The following is a 15561-nucleotide window of genomic DNA, read 5'->3' as shown; positions in this document are numbered from 1 at the left end:
TCCTATACTTCACTTTTGTTTTGTTTTTTCATCGACATCGGCTAAAGGATGGTCGTTCATTCCCAATCCTACTATTTTTATGATATTAACGATGGTGCTATAAAGCATTAAAACCACTACAATAAGACCTGCGGTTAAAATACTAGAAATAGCTAAAGAGATGTAGTAAATAATATTAAACCAGTTATTAGGTACCGTGTCTGATTCTGTAATAGGAAGGTTTAGCAATATAAAAGACATTACTGATGCTATAAAAACCGCCGTATCTAATTTTGCTATTTGTAGCACTTGTAAATAATGGTCTTTTTTAAGTTTGGATTTAGAATTAGAACTGATACTTAACACTGTTAATAACAAAGCTAAAATGGTAGCAGATGCTAAAGCGATGGTATTACAAAGTGTATTGATACCAGCAAGAGATTTTTGAATAAGTACTTTGGCTTCATAACCGCTCAATTCGCCTAAAAGTAAGGTGCCTAATAAAATTATAAGCAAGGAAATGATACCTGCTATAATAGCTCTTTTTATGTATCTGCTAATTTTCATTTATAATAAATTTTCACTTTTCTCCATCGCCTGTAAGTGTACTAACTAAACCACTTTTAACGTTAATCCATAAGTAATTAAAAAAGGATTTGGTAACTTCTCGCTCTGCTTTTATATTGCCAAAACGAAACCCTTCAGCATCTGTATTAGAACCATCATTAATAAAAATATTTCCTATGGTAGTTAAAACTTTATTTATTTTAAAACCATTTTTCTGGAGTATTTCAAATTTAAAATCTTCATACTTCATTTTCATTTCTCCTTGAGATTGTATGTTATTGCCATAAAAGGTAAAATACAATTTTTGTAGTGTGCCTTCAGTGAGTGCATTCAAATTTGGTTTAAAGAAAGGGTTTAAAATTTCAGCAGGTAAATTATTTAGAGATCCCGATACTTCAATGTCATCCGTTTTGTTGTTGACATCAAAACTCCAATTTAGATTAAGAGGTGCTTTGTCCATGAGTTTAGACTGTATCTTAATATCTGTTTTTTCAGCCTCTTTTAGGTTTGTAATATGACTTAAAGTAGCATCAACTTGACTAAAAAACAACTTTCCAGCCTCATTATTTGCATCCACCAATTCGGCATAAGAAATATAACCATCACTTATTTTTAGTTCCTCTAAATCTAAGTTAAAGCTTAAGTTTCTTAAAGATTTACTGTAAAGCGATTTTACAGTTAAATCGTCGGGTAAGAGTTTATCTCTATAAACTTCTAAATTGGGAGCTACTAGTTTTACTGAGGGTGTTTTTATACCAAAACGATCTTTAGTATAATTAAAGTCGAGTTTATCTAAATTAATTTCGGGGATGGTTAATTTTATATAATCGCGTTCTTTACTTAAATGGGTTGAAAGCTCTTTTTTATTGTATTTAGGTACAATTTGAAAATTCTTGATGTGAGTTGCTTCTTTATTACTATTTATACTACTTATTTTAAATGTTTCATATTTGGTATGGCCTAAAATGATATTTTTTGCATTTAGTTTATAACCCTCATAGGTTAATGGTATTCGTGCACTCGAATTTAAATTAATTTCGCTTCCTAATATGGTAAGGTTATAGGATGATACCGAAAATTTAATAGAATCTGCAGTTTGTTGCATACTATTGAAACTTCCGTTTTTAATAGTTAATTCTTGGATGTTAATGGTTTTTATGCTTTTTTTATTCGTGGTTGATGCGGTTTTTTTTGAAGACGTCTGTTCATAAGGATAGTGATTAAGTTTAGGATTTTTTAAATGGATGTTATTTATTGACAGCTTTTCATTAAATAGTAAGTCCCAATAACTAATGCCGCTTAATTGCAGGGATTCTAATTTTAAGTTAGAATTATTCTCAAGCGTATCAGTGTCTTTAATTTTTAAAGAAGCATTTTGTAAAGCAACAGAGCCAGTTAGTATATTAATATCTAAATCGGAATAGCTAATAGCATATGGTTCAGGTGCTTTTTGTTTTAAAAAATTATCTATATAATTTTTAGCCCATAAATGAAGTACAATAAACCCGATTAGAAAGATAAACACTAAAAACAAAATTACTTTAATATTCTTCTTTTTTTTAGGAGTCATAAATTTTTTATTATTCTGGATTTTCTTGATTGGTGGTGTCTGGTTCCATGTACTTTACAAAATCTGAAGGCGAATGTATTGCAATGATTTTTTTTCCCATGATAACAACTGGAAAAGCTAAAGTTTCTGGATGGTTTTCTAAAATACGAAGCCAATCGTGCTGGTCTAAATCAATTTTTTTATCACCATATTCTTTTATAAAATCAGGATGGTCTCTGTTTATTAATTTCTCTATGCCTATGTCCAGAGCATCGGCTATTTCAGCCCAATGGCTACCTGGTACTTTGGTTTTAGAAACGTCTACTCCTAATACTTTTTTTTCTGAGGAGACAACGTAGGCATAGGCCTGTTTTCCAATAGAATTTTCAGTACTGTAATATATTTTAGTTTCGTTATCATTAGTTGCTATCATGCCCATATGTGTATTTTATTTCCGTATAATACAAAGTAATTAAATAGTCCTATAACAAATTAATCCAATCACATATTATACTAACGCAAAAATGAAAACTGATAAATATCACTCATAAAATAAGCCTTATTAAACCAATCACACATTATAATAACTCAAAAGGACAAAACTCTTTTGTATATACTCGTTTTATAATACCTTTATTTTTATGAATAAATTACTCCTCATTTTATATCTTCTAATAAGCTTGTGGGCTATCTATAGTGTTATTATGTATGGCTCTAGAGCTACTAAATCTCTAAGTTGGGTATTCACTATTATAGTTTTTCCATTTGCAGGGGCTTTATTATACTATCTATTTGGGGTGAATAGACGGAAATTTAAATTTTTTAGATTGAAGAGGTCTCAAAAACAAAACCTCTACAACTTAGAAAAAGAAGAAGAATTACGTGATAAATTTGAATGCCATTTTACGTCTGAAAAAGAAAAAAAACTCTCCAAGCTTATTCTTAGCACGACTCATTTGTATGCTTCTAAAGGCAATAAAGTTGAAATTCTGAATACTGGTAAGGATGCTTTTGAAGCCATTTTTAAAGCTATTGAAAAAGCTAAAAAATTTATACATGTTCAATATTATATTTTTGAGAAAGGGGAATTGCAAGATAAGTTTTATGAATTATTTAAAACTAAAATTCAAGAAGGGGTTGAAATAAGAATGATTTATGATTCTTTTGGAAGTTTTTCCTTTAGTGGAAAATTGAAAAAGCGTTTTCGGGATATTGGAGTGAAAGCATATCCTGTGATGCCTATACGTTTCGGCAATCTTCTATTTACCTTAAATTATAGAAATCATCGTAAAATAATTATTATAGATGGAAAAATAGGGTTTACTGGCGGTGTGAATGTGTCAGATAAATATATAAAAGACATATCTGAACTCGGTATTTGGAAAGATTTGCATGTTCAGTTAGAAGGACCTATTGTAAATAGTTTACACCGTGTTTTCATAAAAGATTATCATTTTTCAAGTAAAAAGAAACTGCTTTTAGACACTAAATATCTTCCTGAACCAAAGGAATTAGGAAATACAGCAGTACAAATTGTTACTGGAGGTCCAGATTCCAACCAACCTGCCATCATGCAACAATATATTGCGATGATAAGTTTAGCTGAAAATAATATTTTTATTGCTAACCCATATTTTATTCCAGGTAGTGCTGTATTACAAGCATTAGTAATAGCGGCTCAAAGTGGTATAGAAGTTAATTTATTAGTGCCAAAGAAAGGAGATTCAATACTGGCTACGTATTCTATGTTTTCTAATTTTGAGGAATTCTTATCGGTAGGTATTAAGATTTATGTTCGGGATTGTTTTTCACATAGTAAAGTGATTATTATAGATAATGACATAGCATCAGTGGGTTCTGGAAATTTCGATCATAGAAGTTTTGAGCATAATTTTGAAACGAATGCGGTGATGTATGATAGCGTTATTACTACCCAGATTTTAAAAGAATTTAATAAAGAGTGTTCTGATGCTACTAAACTATCGTATGATACATTTAAGAATAGACCGAAATTGCAAAAATTCATAGAAGGTTTTGCTAAATTTTTCAGCCCTTTATTATAAAAAACACAATGAAAATTCATTTTATTTTATTATTAATCGTTATAAATTTATATACTTTGAGTGCTCAACATAAATATCCTGAATCTATTGCGACTGAAGTTAAAACAGCCTTATTACATTATCCAGAATTGGCCGAAGTACCTATAGAATTTAAGTTTAAAAAAAGAATTAAAAAATCGACTATGCAGGCACAGCCAGAATTTAGGAGTATCTTTTGTTCTAAATCCAAGCGTAAATATAAGGTCTTAATTAGTGAAAATTTTAAAATTGCAGATACAGTATATTATACTAAGAACATTCCTTCTAAAGTACTTACTGGTTGGCTGGGGCACGAATTGGGGCATATAATGGATTACCAACAAAGAAGTGGGTTTAACCTTATTGGATTTGGTTTGGGATATTTGTTTTCAGAAAAATCGTTGAAAAGCGCCGAACGCCGTGCGGATACATTTGCCGTTTTACACGGTATGGAGAGTTATATTTTAGCAACTAAAAATTTTATTCTGAATGAAGCTGGCTTTCCTGAAATATATAAAAACAGAATAAAACGTTTTTATCTTTCTCCAGAAGAAATTATGATTTTAGTTGAAGAACGTGAAGAAAAAGCTTGAATTGGTTATTAATTTTTCTCAACAAAAGCTTCCCATTCAGAAAATTTGTCTTCATTCATAACACGTTCCATTTTAACTTGTCCACCTTTCTTTTTATTGGCAGCATTCCAATCATGAAAAACAGAAGCAGGAATCGTTTTAACTTTTACACCCTTTAAAGCTTTTGTTCGTGCTACACGGTAATTTTTATTAGCTTCCTTTAAAAAATCATCCATCGATTCGGCTAATTTTTCCGATTCAACATCATCTTCAGTAGCTAAGTACCAACTATGGTAAAATTCGCCATCATAACGTTTCGCACAAATTGTGTATTCTTTTATTTTAATATTAAAACGTTCTTCTAAATGTTTTACAGCATCATCTAATTTATTAACTGAAAGTTGAGAACCTACGGTGTTTAAAAAGAATTTAGTGCGCCCAGTGATTTTAATTTCGGCTCTTTCTATATCTGTAAATTCAATAGTATCACCAATAATATAGCGCCAAGTGCCAGATACGGTACTAATTATAAGCACATAATCTTTGTTTAATTCAACGTCATCTAATGTGAGTGCTGGGGCATGTGAAGCTAATGAACCATCTTGATTTATGTAATCAGGATGAAAAGGAACGAACTCAAAGTATATGCCGCCATCTGTAACCAATTGCATGGCATCTGTTTCTGGTCTGGCTTGAAAGGCTATAAAACCTTCTGAAGCTAGATAGGTGTCAATAATTGTTATAGGTCTTTCTAATAATGCATTGAAACTTTTTTCATAAGGGCCAAATGCAACACCTCCAGAGGTATAAACTTCTAGGTTAGGCCATATTTCGTGAATATTTTTTATTTTATTATAGGCAATCACTTCGTTAAGCATTAATTCAATCCAAGAAGGAATACCACTTATAGCACCAATGTCCCATTCTTTCGCCTTTTTAGCAATTTTCTTCACACGCTCATCCCAATCATCAATTTTAGCAATTTTTTCTCCAGGTTTATAATAACCTCTAAACCAAGAAGGAATATTATGGGCACTTATGCCACTGATTTCGCCTTCTAAATGATCTTCTTTTTCGATCAAATCTGTTGAACTACCTAACATCAGAATGCCTTTATCAAAAAATGAAGGAGGTAAATCGAAATGGCTTAAAGCGATAATTTGTGCAATTCCTGCCGATTTGATGCTTTCAATCATATCTTGAGTAACAGGAATCCGTTTACTGGTTTTACCTGTTGTTCCTGAGCTTAGTGCATAATAATCAGGATTATCTGGCCAAGTTATATTGGTGTGTCCCTCATGAAGCTTATGCCACCATACTTCATTAATTTTGTTATAGTCAAAATAAGGAATAGCCTCAGAAAAACGTTTTTGGATGGCGTCAGATTTCAGTATCTCTTCAAAATTATAGAATTTACCAAAAGCAGTACCTTTAGCTTTTTCTAATAAATTTTTTAATACCTCTTTTTGATTTTCTAAAGGACTAGATTCTGGCGTTAATTTTTCAGTGATATCTATGACTCCTTTAATAATGTTTCCTATTATATTCATAATTTAAAAACTTAAACATAATAAAGAGGAGTAAAAGACTCCTCTTTATGTTATAAACAATATTTTCTTCAAGCATTATGCATTTACAACCTGCTCTTCGTGTTTGCCTTCTGCTATTTCTTCAATAACTTTATTAATAAAAGCAGGTAAATCCTTAGGATTTCTACTTGTTACCAATCCTGAGTCAACCACAACTTCTTTGTCTTGCCAGTTGGCACCAGCATTTACAATATCGTCTTTAATGCTTTTATAAGAAGTAACGGTTCTATTTTCAATAACACCAGCACTAATTAAAAGCCAAGGTGCATGACAAATGGCTGCAACAGGTTTTCCTGCTTTAAAGAAATCTCTAATAAAACCTAAAGCATCTTCATTGATACGTAATAAATCGGGGTTAATAACACCTCCTGGAAGTACCAAAGCATTGTAATTAGAAGCATTTGTGTTAGTCACTAATTTATCAACTTTAATGGTCTCTCCCCAGTTTTTATCATCCCAACTCGTAATGTCACCTTCTTTAATAGAAATAATATGTACTTCTGCACCTTCATTTTTAAGAGCATTTAAAGGTTCAAATAATTCAGATTTTTCAAATCCGTCTGTAGCTAATATGGCTATTGTTTTGTTTCTCAACTTCATGTTCAAATTTTTTTAATTAATATTTATAAGGTCTCAACTATTAAGACAGCATAAAGATATTGAGATGGTAATGAAGGCATGTGCTGTATTAAAATTTTGATTGACTTGAATGATAATGCACTGTTTCTTAAAATTAGATCTTGATTTTTAAAAGTATTTTTTAGTTGTAAAATGGGAATTTTATAACATATCTAAAATATTTTATAATAAACAAACTCTCCGTGTATCGCATCTTTGTAGTGTAAAACAAACAATAAAATTTTAATTATTATGAAAAATAGAATTCAATTAGTAGCAGCTCTATTCTTAACATTTGGAGCAACATCTTTAACATCTAACGCCCAAACAACTTCCTCTTCAAACGCCGAATTTGGTATTAAAGGTGGGGTTAATTTTTCAAATATGTATACCGAAGATGTAGACGATAATAATGTATTAACAAGTTTTAATGCCGGTTTATATGTAAGTATGCCGATATCAGATTTCTTAGCCATACAACCTGAATTTTTATTTAGTAGAAAAGGTTCAGAATTAACTTATGACAATGTTTTTGCAGAAGGAAAAGCAAAGTTTAAATTAAATTACATTGAAGTGCCAGTATTACTTAAGGCCAATATAACCCCTAACTTCAACATTCATGTGGGACCTTATATTGCTTATTTAATTGATGCACAAATAACCAATGAAACAGAAGACGGTACATTTGATTTTGAAGATAATTTCGATAATGATGATTTCAACAAAATAGACGCTGGTATTTCTGCAGGTATTGGTTTTGACTTTGAATCTATTGGAATTGGGGCACGTTATAATTATGGACTTACAACAGTAGGTAAAGAAAGAACTGTAGGTACTGGTACCTATACATTTCCTGATGGAAAAAACAGCAATATTAGTGTTTATGTAGCACTAAAATTAAACTAGTAGTAATATAGAGTGACTATCCTTTCTTTTAGCAAGATGGCACATGTGCCATTTTGCTAAAAGAATAATAAATGAAAAATTAATTTAAAATAAAATAATATGAAAACAAGTAAATCAATTATTGGTGTATTAGCTGGTGTAGCGGTTGGAACTGCATTAGGTGTATTATTTGCTCCAGATAAAGGAACAAATACAAGAAAAAAAATTGCTGAAAAAAGTAAAGATGCGAAAAACAAAGCGATGGCTAGATTAAATGAATTAGCAGATGAAGTGTCTGAAAAGTATAACTCTATAGTTACAAAAGGGGAAGAATTGGCACAAGAAGGCAAAGAAGATATCCAAAAAGGTAAAGAAAATATCAAGGAAGATATCAAAACTGTTAGAGATCAAATGAATAAATAAAATAATGTAAAATGGAGACTATTGCAGCAAACATAGAATTGCTTTACGAAAAAGCTAAAAATTATGCAGAAATTAATGCAGAATTAGTAAAACTTTATGCCATTGATAAAGCTGCTGATGTAGTTTCATCCATATTCGCTAGGTTAGTAATAATTGTGGGTGTTGCAATGGTTTTTTTATTTGTAAATATAAGTCTAAGCTTATTTTTAGGAGATCTATTAGGTGAAGATTACTTTGGTTTTTTAGTTGTTTCTGGTATTTATTTAATAGTAACTGTTATACTTAATTATAATAGAGATAAAATAATAAAAGTACCTATTACAAATTTAATTATTGCAAAATTATTAAAATCTAAGTCGGCGTCAAACAATTCAAAAACTTCTCAAGATGGCATCTTATGAAAATCAAAATACAGAATTAGATAAAACGATTGCACGTTTAGAACTTGAAAGAATGATAAAGCTTGAAGAGTTAAAAAATCAATTTGCCCTTACTTCTGAAAGTATAAAACCTCTTAATATCTTTAAGAATACATTTCAAGATATTAAACATTCTCCAGATTTAAAAACTAACATCATGCAAACAGCAGCAAGCATCACTGGAGGGTATTTGTCTAAAAGAATAGTGTTTGGAAAATCACACTCATTTTTTAAAAAAATAATAGGGTATGCTTTACAGTATGGTGTAACCAAATTCATTTCAAATAAAGTAAACTCAAATTCATAAAAAATGTCATGAAAAAAATAACTAAAATTTTAGCCATATTTTGTATTTTCAATTATACCCATTTTGCCATGGCACAGAAAGCTACCGATGGTTACAAGCGGAATTTTAAATTTGGAGTTGGTTTAAATACAGGCCTGCCTTTAAATGATCCATATAGTTTTAATGTGGGAGGAGACGTTAGACTTCAATATAATGTTTCAAGTACATATTCCTTATGTTTAACGACAGGGTATAATAATTTATTTGTAAAAGAAGATGGTGTGAATTTTGGTTATGTTCCAGTTAAAGTGGGATATAAAACCTTTATCTTTAAAAATGAGTTTTATGTCATGGGAGAAATAGGGGGGGCTTTTTCAACCACTAAAGAATACAATGAAAATTCCATGCTATTTTGTCCAAGTGTTGGGTACGCCACTAAGTATGTAGATATTAGCTTGAGATACGAATTTTTAAAAGATTTCCCTATTATCAAAGATAATGTAGCCGATAACGGATTAGCTCAACTGATGGTACGATTAGCCTATGGTTTTGATTTGTAAAAGTTATGGAGCAAATTGTTTATTTAGAGAATAGAAAAGATAGAACTTAGATCATCACACTATAGATGTTTACACAATTCCTAAATTAAAACAGAATTACCATTTGACACAAAAGCGAAAAGCCCTTTAATAATTAGATTAAAGGGCTTTTTTTTGAATTTTATCCTTGTCAAGTCTTTACAAATAAGACGCATCTTAAAAGAGTTACAAAAAATGTTATTTATATTATTATCAAAATAATTACTTGAGCTATCTATAAAAAAAATTAAAATTTATTTTATTAAATAATATCATTGAGCATTTTAATTAATACTAATTTTAATATGGTTGATGTTTCTATCAAAAATAAATTTATTGATATATTGAATTGTTGTGAGTTAGCTATTTTAGAAAGTACTCTAATCTTTAATCCTTGAAAAGACTTGGCATAATTACGTCTTTTTATAAAGTGGTCTCCTAATTGTGAGAGCAAGGTCTCTATTCTTTTTCTCTTCTTTTTTAAAATATAGGGTTGTTTTTTTATTTAACTCTAGGTTTTTGCTCCCAATGTTTAAGTCAGTTTTTCTTAAGTCAAAAAAAAGATACAAAAAAGTGTCTACAAACATAAAACTTTTATCCTTTGTAGTTTTATGCTTATTCTTATTTAGTGATTTATCTTATTTATTGATGTTGAAATGAAAACATTTATAAAAACAGATTTATACAATATAAATAATAAGAAGATTAGAGATTATAAATGAACCCTTGCTGTGAATGGTATTCTTCAGTTAGGAACATAGCTACTTAAGTTATCAAATTTTAATTAAACAACTACTATTATGAGAATCAATTAAACATTAAGCAAATGAAAACAAAAAAAAAGTACTCAAAAATTATCAGAAATGTTCTTTCTATCATTTTATTAATTTTCTGCTCATCTTTAGCAATGGCTCAAGATGTTGTTGATGGATTTGCCAGTATATCTGGTAAAGGTTTATCCACCACTACAGGCGGAGCTGGTGGCTCTACAGTAACAGTAACGTCTTTTTCTGCATTGCAATCTAATGCTAGTGCAAGCGGAGCACGTATCATTATCGTTGAAGGAACGATATCTGGAAGTGGTAATGTTAATATTTCAAGTAACAAGACCATAAGAGGCAAGGATAATAATGCCAAAATTTCGGGGTTTACCTTGAATATGAATGGAGTGTCCAATATCATTATCAGTGACTTAAAGATTACAGGAGCTGTTGATGGCATTGCAGCAAGAGATACCCATCATTTATGGGTGCATCATTGTGAGATTTGGGATTGTTCCGACGGATTGTTGGACTTAACATGGGCCACAAGTTTATCTACTGTGTCATGGTGTAAGTTTTATTATGTTAACCAGACAGATCATAGATTAGCTTGCCTCATTGGAAATGGTGGAGGTACCGCTCCAGGCGATTTTGGCAATAATAAAGTGACCTATCATCATAACTGGTTCGCTGAAAAAGTAGATCAGCGGATGCCAAGAATTATGTATGGACAACTTCATGCATATAACAACTACTATACAGCTGCTGGAAATGGTTATTGTATTGGTGTCGGGTCATATGGAGCAGCCCTTATACAAAACAACTACTTTAAAAATGTAAATAATCCTCACCAGTTTATGTATGACGTTTATTGCCATATCAATGCAAATGGCAATACTTATGACAATACATCAGGATCTCAAAACACAGGTCTTGGAGGGAGTAGACATGTAGGCGGCCAAGAGTCTTTTTGGCCTGAAGATTTTACAGTTGCACCCTATCCAGTTTCAATGGACAATGCGTCCAATGTCCCTAGCATAGTGATGAGTGGTGCGGGGCCTCGTTCTGGATCTATTACACCTATTGCAGTTACAGGTATATCAGTTGCTCCAACGACGGTATCAGTAGGTGTAGGATCGAATACGTCATTGAGTGCAAATGTGACTCCTTCCAACGCAACCAACAAAATGGTGAATTGGACATCAACCAACCCATCAGTCGCTTCGATCAATTCAGCAGGTGTGGTAACAGGTGTTACGATAGGTTCTACAACCATTACAGCAACTACTCAAGACGGTGGTTTTACTGCTACTTCTACAGTTACTGTAATCCCAGTAGTGCCAGACAATATCACGGTCAGAGCAAAAGGAAAAAGTGGTGCTGAACAAATCCGTTTAGATGCCAATGGAATTACCATTGGAACCTGGACGCTCACTACCAGCTATCAGGACTATACTGCTTCAGGATCGGGAACTGTACGCGTGCACTTTCTAAATGATTTAGGTAGTACAAATGATGCACTAATAGATTACATCGAGCAGGATGGTAATACTTATCAGTCAGAAGATCAGCCAATAAATACTGGGGTGTGGACAGGGACATGTGGAGGTTCATTTAGCGAAAACCTAGATTGTAATGGATACATTGAGTATACTGTTTCGTCGAATCCTGGTATTACTTATGCTTTAACTGCTACTACAAATGGTCAAGGAAGTGTATCTCCTTCGAGTGGGGATTTTTCTGCGGGTTCAGTTATTACTATGACAGCAACCGCTGATGCGGGATGGATGTTTAGTAGTTGGAGTGGTGATGCTAGTGGTTCTAGCAACCCTTTAACTGTTACTATGAATTCAGACAAAACGATTACGGCTAATTTCACACAGCTTCCTTCTTTTATGTTAACGACCTCAGTGATAGGACAGGGAAACATTAGCCCTAGCAGTGGCTCTTATGTGCAAGGCAGTTCGGTAAACCTTACCGCCACGCCTGCATCAGGATACCAGTTTGACAACTGGAGCGGAGACGCAAGTGGTTCCAGTAATCCTTTAACCATTACTATGGATGGAAACAAAGCGGTGACAGCTAATTTCTCTGAAGTAATTGGCTCAATAGATTTAACCATTCAAGAAAATGAATCCGGATTCTGTAGTGTAGATGGAACGGTTGATAGCAATAATGGTGGGTTTACAGGAAGTGGCTTCGCTAATACCGACAACGCTAATGGCAAGGGGATTACTTGGTCAGTAAATGTGGCCGCAGCTGGTATTTATAGTATGGTATGGAGATATGCCAATGGAGGAAGTACAAACAGAACGGCTCAAGTGATGGCAAATGGCGTTTCGGTAGTTTCATCTGTTAGTATGCCTGCTACAGGAAGTTGGACAACTTGGACCGAGACATCAGCCGTTAATGTAAGCTTGACAGCAGGGACTACGCTTCTGAGATTACAGGCTACCAATTCAAGTGGGTTGGCTAATATTGATTATGTGAACATTGCAGGTGCTAATCTTACTGCTGCTGCATGTGTGGGAGCTAGAACTGCTGATATATCGATTCAAATGAGTGAACTGGTTGAAACTAGTGATGATCAGGGAATTCGTTTTTACCCGGTACCAGTAGAAGAGACGTTAAATATCAAATTTGAAGAAGAGATTACCGAAACCACAAATATTTACCTATTGGATTCAACAGGCAAAGAGATTCTAAACACTAAGGCCAATGGATCAATGCATACGCTTGATCTTTCCAATTTACGACAAGGTATTTATTTTATAAAGGTGGCAGGCAAAGACCTTAATGTTGTAAAACGTATTAATAAGAGATAATTAATGTATTAGAAAAAGAAGGGGAGAAGGCAATTTAATTATTGTTTTCTCCTTTATTTTTCAATGATATCGTTGAGTTCCCTTGTTTAATTAAATCATAAAAGCATGAATATAAAATACATTTTTATTAGAAAAGCAGGTGCTATTTTTATCCGCCTACTTCTATTGACCTTTGTGTCTACCCAATTACAATCTAACGTTGGTCTTTACTGCACTTTTGAAAATTCGCAGACAAACAACAATAACTACTCAAACAAATTTATTAACGTTGATATCGAAACTATTATACCCCATTCAATAGTATAAATAGGGTGTCTTCGACTTTTTTGGTTAACGTTATTTTAATATGCTTTTGTTTTCATTTTAACTTATTTGATTCTTCTTGTTAGATGAATTATATTTATTGGAAATAAATACTTAAAACAGAATATCTCCATTTAACTTTAATCATTTTTTAAAAAATTGAGTGATTATATCTACCTAGGCAGAAATTTTAAATGAAAAAAAATAACTAGCTTCGTAATTATAATATCCTAAATTTTAATATAGTTTAATGAATCTTATTTTTGAAGAAATAAAAAAAGGAAATCGTCAAGTTTATAAAACTTTTTTCAATAAAAACTATGAAGATTTGGTTATATATGCTAATGGTTATCTTTTTGATAAGGCTGCTAGTGAAGATGTGGTTCAAGAGGTATTTATTTATATATGGGAAAAATCATATAAAATTGAAATAGAATCTTCCTTACATGGATATGTCTATACCATGGTGAGAAATCGATGTCTAAATTTTTTGAAGTCATTAAAATTAACAGATAGTTTTAATGCACTAGAATTTAATGTTAATTTAATTACTGAACATGTTTTTGATTCAACTTCGGAAGAAAATAAAAAAATAGTATATCATCAAATACTTAAAATAGTGGATACGTTGCCCGACAGAATGCAGCAGATAGTAAAATTAAAATTTTTACATAATTTTAAATATAGTGAAATAGCCGAAGAGCTTGGTATTTCAGTTAATACTGTTAAAACACAATTAAAGCGAGCTAAATCTAAAATTACCGAACTTATAACTTCTATATTAATTCTTTTAGAATTACATCAATAAAAGGAGTGTTCTTTATTATTTTAACAATTTTTATGATTTTTTGTCACCCCTTTTATGTTTTTTTTTGTCGTTAGAAAGAGAACCTATTATTTGTTCTTAAAAATCGCGGATTTAAAATAGAAGCAAGTTAAATGGAGTTTAAATTAATCTTAAAAAAACTTAACAATACAATTTCTTCAAAAGAGGAATTAATTTTCAAGGCTTGGTGTCTAGAGAAAAAGGAGCATAAACAATTTTTCGATAAAGTAAAGGCAAATTATAGCAATACTATTAATGTTATAGATATTGAAGAAGCTTGGCGAAAAATAGTTAATAGAATTGATACACCAAAAACGCGTAAAAGGTATTGGAAATTTGCAGTGGCTTCAATTGCAATAGGGTTATTGACATCAGTCTATTTTTTAAAAGATAATATATTTAGTGATTCTACTGAAAACAGACCTACTATTGTAAACAAAAATGTTATTCATACAGGTACAGATAAGGCTGTACTTACATTGGAAGACGGGTCGCAAATTGCTTTAGAAAAAGGAGCCTCTTTCCAAAGTAAAAATTTAAATAGTAATGGGGAACAGTTAGTATATGATAGAAATGAGGAGATTGAAGATTCAAAAATCGCTTATAATTATTTAACAATTCCAAGAGGAGGACAGTTTTTTGTAAAACTATCAGATGGAACTCAAGTATGGTTAAATTCTGAATCTCAGTTAAAGTTTCCAGTAAATTTTAAAAAAGGAGAAATTAGAAAAGTAGAGTTGGTTTATGGTGAAGCTTATTTTGATGTGTCACCAAGTTCAGACCATCACGGTGCAGATTTTAAAGTTTATAATAATAAACAGGAAATACACGTCTTGGGTACAGAATTCAATATTAAAGCCTATAAAGACGAAGTTAATATTTACACAACGCTTGTAGAAGGTAAAGTAGCTTTAAGTTATGAAGATAAAAAACTAAGCTTGCTACCTAATCAACAATCAAACATCAACATTGAAAACAATCAAGTATTTACAAAAACTGTTGATGTCTATAATGAAATATCTTGGAAAGACGGTGTCTTTAGTTTTGATGACAAATCTCTTAAAGAGATCATGAAGGTATTGTCACGTTGGTATGATATGGAAGTTTACTTTGAAAATAAATCACTTGAAAAAGAAGCATTTATAGGACGTCTTGGAAAAAAACAAAGCATTGAAGATATACTAATAAATATTAAAAATTTTGGAATAATAAATGAATTTAAAATAACAGATAGAAATGTAGTATTAGAATAAAAAAAGGGACCTCGTTTAGATATTTTCCAGCATCGTACTTCGGTCCC

15 protein-coding genes and 1 pseudogene are annotated in these 15561 nt (G+C 31.5%); 10 read left to right on the top strand and 6 right to left on the bottom strand.

The window, feature by feature from the left end; all coding sequences use genetic code 11:
• Positions 1-9: 9 nt before the first annotated feature.
• From QLS71_RS00860 to QLS71_RS00850, 3 genes are read right to left on the bottom strand one after another with little or no spacing between them, the layout of a single operon-like run.
• Entirely contained in the window at positions 10-546 is a 537-nt protein-coding gene (locus tag QLS71_RS00860) for a hypothetical protein (RefSeq protein ID WP_308992349.1), read from the bottom strand.
• 13 nt (positions 547-559) lie between these two features.
• Positions 560-2116 carry a DUF748 domain-containing protein gene (locus QLS71_RS00855; RefSeq protein ID WP_308992350.1) on the bottom strand — a complete coding sequence of 519 codons (1557 nt, stop codon included), beginning with the start codon at positions 2114-2116 and terminating at the stop codon, positions 560-562.
• 10 nt (positions 2117-2126) lie between these two features.
• The gene (locus QLS71_RS00850; RefSeq protein ID WP_308992351.1) at positions 2127-2528 is read right to left on the bottom strand and encodes a hypothetical protein; all 402 of its coding nucleotides are present in this window, start codon (positions 2526-2528) and stop codon (positions 2127-2129) included.
• Between the two features lie 208 nt (positions 2529-2736).
• Here QLS71_RS00850 and cls point away from each other — a divergent pair, with 208 nt between their 5' ends.
• Together cls and QLS71_RS00840 are read left to right on the top strand one after the other, a co-directional pair.
• Complete coding sequence (gene cls / locus QLS71_RS00845; protein ID WP_308992352.1) at positions 2737-4158, top strand: cardiolipin synthase; 1422 nt, start codon at positions 2737-2739, stop codon at positions 4156-4158.
• A gap of 8 nt (positions 4159-4166) precedes the next feature.
• Positions 4167-4769, top strand: a complete 603-nt coding sequence (locus QLS71_RS00840) for a hypothetical protein (RefSeq protein WP_308992353.1) — start codon at positions 4167-4169, stop codon at positions 4767-4769.
• An 8-nt stretch (positions 4770-4777) separates the two neighbouring features.
• Here QLS71_RS00840 and QLS71_RS00835 read toward each other — a convergent pair whose 3' ends face one another.
• Both QLS71_RS00835 and QLS71_RS00830 read right to left on the bottom strand, forming a co-directional pair.
• On the bottom strand, positions 4778-6298 hold the full coding sequence (locus tag QLS71_RS00835) for a GH3 auxin-responsive promoter family protein (RefSeq protein ID WP_308992354.1): 1521 nt from the start codon (positions 6296-6298) through the stop codon (positions 4778-4780).
• Positions 6299-6373: 75 nt separating this feature from the next.
• Positions 6374-6937, bottom strand: a complete 564-nt coding sequence (locus tag QLS71_RS00830; RefSeq protein WP_308992355.1) for a type 1 glutamine amidotransferase domain-containing protein — start codon at positions 6935-6937, stop codon at positions 6374-6376.
• Positions 6938-7207: 270 nt separating this feature from the next.
• Here QLS71_RS00830 and QLS71_RS00825 point away from each other — a divergent pair, with 270 nt between their 5' ends.
• The 5 genes from QLS71_RS00825 to QLS71_RS00805 all read left to right on the top strand — a co-directional run bounded on the left by QLS71_RS00825 (position 7208) and on the right by QLS71_RS00805 (position 9528).
• Positions 7208-7861 carry a porin family protein gene (locus tag QLS71_RS00825; RefSeq protein WP_308992356.1) on the top strand — a complete coding sequence of 218 codons (654 nt, stop codon included), beginning with the start codon at positions 7208-7210 and terminating at the stop codon, positions 7859-7861.
• Between the two features lie 99 nt (positions 7862-7960).
• Entirely contained in the window at positions 7961-8263 is a 303-nt protein-coding gene (locus QLS71_RS00820) for a YtxH domain-containing protein (protein ID WP_308992357.1), read from the top strand.
• Positions 8264-8274: 11 nt separating this feature from the next.
• Positions 8275-8664 (top strand): hypothetical protein, encoded by a 390-nt coding sequence (locus tag QLS71_RS00815; protein WP_308992358.1) that lies wholly within the window; start codon positions 8275-8277, stop codon positions 8662-8664.
• Positions 8651-8989, top strand: a complete 339-nt coding sequence (locus QLS71_RS00810) for a hypothetical protein (RefSeq protein WP_308992359.1) — start codon at positions 8651-8653, stop codon at positions 8987-8989. Before QLS71_RS00815 ends, QLS71_RS00810 begins: the two co-directional genes overlap by 14 nt.
• Positions 8990-8997: 8 nt before the next feature.
• Positions 8998-9528, top strand: a complete 531-nt coding sequence (locus QLS71_RS00805) for a hypothetical protein (protein WP_308992360.1) — start codon at positions 8998-9000, stop codon at positions 9526-9528.
• Positions 9529-9830: 302 nt separating this feature from the next.
• On the opposite strand, the pseudogene QLS71_RS00800 reads toward QLS71_RS00805, so the two are convergent.
• A pseudogene (locus tag QLS71_RS00800) lies at positions 9831-10058 on the bottom strand (IS982 family transposase); the annotation flags it as partial.
• A gap of 314 nt (positions 10059-10372) precedes the next feature.
• Here QLS71_RS00800 and QLS71_RS00795 point away from each other — a divergent pair.
• From QLS71_RS00795 to QLS71_RS00785, 3 genes are all read left to right on the top strand, one after another.
• Positions 10373-13132, top strand: coding sequence for an Ig-like domain-containing protein (locus QLS71_RS00795; RefSeq protein WP_308992361.1), 2760 nt, complete (start codon positions 10373-10375; stop codon positions 13130-13132).
• A gap of 553 nt (positions 13133-13685) precedes the next feature.
• On the top strand, positions 13686-14243 hold the full coding sequence (locus tag QLS71_RS00790) for an RNA polymerase sigma-70 factor (protein WP_308992362.1): 558 nt from the start codon (positions 13686-13688) through the stop codon (positions 14241-14243).
• Between the two features lie 131 nt (positions 14244-14374).
• Positions 14375-15514, top strand: coding sequence for a FecR family protein (locus QLS71_RS00785; protein WP_308992363.1), 1140 nt, complete (start codon positions 14375-14377; stop codon positions 15512-15514).
• The last annotated feature ends 47 nt before the right edge of the window (positions 15515-15561 follow it).

It is taken from the genome of Mariniflexile litorale (assembly GCF_031128465.2).
GTDB lineage: Bacteria > Bacteroidota > Bacteroidia > Flavobacteriales > Flavobacteriaceae > Mariniflexile > Mariniflexile litorale.
Note: the sequence above shows the minus strand (reverse complement) of the source record. Positions and strands in the feature narration are given on the sequence as shown.